General features: G+C 66.7%; 2 protein-coding genes. One reads left to right on the plus strand and one right to left on the minus strand.

Annotated elements, in window-relative coordinates:
- Positions 1-636: ABC transporter ATP-binding protein (locus tag ACU8YC_RS24900; protein ID WP_446895945.1), on the minus strand; the 636-nt coding region annotated here is incomplete at its 3' end.
- A 113-nt stretch (positions 637-749) separates the two neighbouring features.
- Between ACU8YC_RS24900 and ACU8YC_RS24905 the strand changes: the two genes are divergently transcribed.
- On the plus strand, positions 750-1,338 hold a 589-nt coding region (locus ACU8YC_RS24905; protein WP_446895946.1), incomplete at its 3' end, for an HAD-IIA family hydrolase.

The raw sequence follows: 1,338 nt of genomic DNA on the forward strand, positions 1-1,338 counted from the left end.
CTGGTCGTGAGTGACGTAGATGAAGGTGGCGCCGAGCCGGCGATGCAGTTCGGCGATCTCGGCCCGCGCCTGAACCCGCAGCTTCGCGTCGAGGTTCGAGAGCGGCTCGTCCATGAGGAAGGCGGCGGGCTCGCGCACCATGGCGCGGGCGAGCGCCACGCGCTGGCGCTGACCGCCAGACAGCTGGCCCGGTTGGCGGCCCATGAGGTGGACGAGATCAAGGCTCCCCGCGACGGCGCGGACTTCGCTGGCGAGCGCCTTCTGCGCAGCCCCGGCACCGGGGAGAAAGCGACCGAGGAGCGGCAGCCGCTGCCATCCCGTCATCCGGCGCATCGCGAGCGGCAGGCTGATATTCTCGGCCACCGTCATGTAGGGGTAGAGCGCGTAGGACTGGAACACCATCGCCACGTCCCGCGCCTTAGGCGGCAGATCGTCCACCGGGCGCCCATCGATTTCGACCGAACCGGAATCAGCGTGGTCGAGGCCTGCGATGATCCGTAGGAGCGTCGACTTTCCGCAGCCGGATGGCCCGACGAGGGTGAGGAACTCACCGTGCGCGATGTCGAGCGACACCCCGTCCAGGACGGTCGTCACGCCGAAGCTCTTCCTGAGATTGTGTACGACCACGCCCGACATAGGCCTTCCTAACCGAGAAGCCGTAGCTAGATCGGAGCCGATGACGGTTTGATGAAGGAAGCTCAGATCCAAGGTGCTTGCAAACTGAGCTATTTTCAGCACATCGTTTCGCGATGCAGACACTTGAAGGAATCTTGGTTGATCTCGACGGCACGGTGCTGGGCGGCGGGCGCCTACTCCCCGGCGCTGGCGCATTCCTGCGCGCCGTGAGCGGCCGATGCATTGTGGTATCTAACGATGCTGAACACCTGCCGGCGGAAATTGCCCGCAAGCTGTGCCGCCTCGGCGTCGTGCTTCCTCCCGACAGTATCCTGCTCGCGGGCACACTCGCGCTTGAACGGCTCGCCGCACAGCGGCCGGGCGCGCGGGTTCTCGTCCTGGCCAGCGGAAGCCTGCGCCGGTACGCACAATACCTTGGTTTGCGACCGAGCCGTGAGGGTTTCGACGTGGTGTTCCTCGGCCGTGACCGTCGCTTCCGCTATGAGACCCTCGCACTCGCGGCGAACGCGGTGCGACGTGGGGCGCGGCTCGTGGTCGCCAACCCGGATCTGGCGCATCCCAGTCCGGACGGCGACATCATTCCGGAAACGGGCGCGCTGCTTCGCGCACTCCTCGCCTGCACGGGGTCCGTTCCCTACGACGTCGTGGGCAAGCCGGAGCCGCACCTGTTCCAGGCCGCGCTGGAACGGCTCGGGCTCAGAG

It is taken from the genome of Citrobacter sp. VF227, assembly GCF_052950715.1.